Annotated in this window: 1 protein-coding gene; it reads right to left on the bottom strand. The window is 42.7% G+C overall.

The genetic code is table 11. The features are described from left to right. Window positions 1-341: aminotransferase class III-fold pyridoxal phosphate-dependent enzyme (locus tag AC2A4J_RS20365; protein ID WP_484177299.1), on the bottom strand; the 341-nt coding region annotated here is incomplete at its 3' end. Window positions 342-440 lie beyond the last annotated feature (99 nt).

Below are 440 nucleotides of genomic sequence, written 5' to 3'. Positions count from 1 at the left end.
AAGCGAACTTTGTCCAAAGCAGGCATGGCTTCTTTCAGCATTTTAGCAAAAGTGACTTCATGCTTCGTTGGTGTTCCATAAAGGACACCTGTTTCAGCCGCTTTTGTAATCGCTTTGGTAATATGAGGGTGGGCATGTCCTGTAATAATTGGACCGTATGCTGCTAAGTAATCGATATAGCGATTTCCGTCAACATCCCAAAAATAAGCGCCTTCTCCTTTTTCCATAGCCACTGGTGAACCGCCGCCTACTGCCTTATATGAACGAGAGGGGCTGTTGACACCTCCAACAATATGCTCCAGCGCCTCTTGATGTAATTTTTCTGATTCTGTGAATTTCATAAATAGCCTCCTATCTCAACGTATCACGTCGTCTATCATTATTTTAACATGCCGATGCAAGCGTCCTTAGTTGAATATCCTTTTAAAATTGGATAGGCT

This window comes from Marinomonas sp. ATLA20 (assembly GCF_057180105.1).
This window is presented reverse-complemented; position numbering and strand designations above follow the sequence as displayed.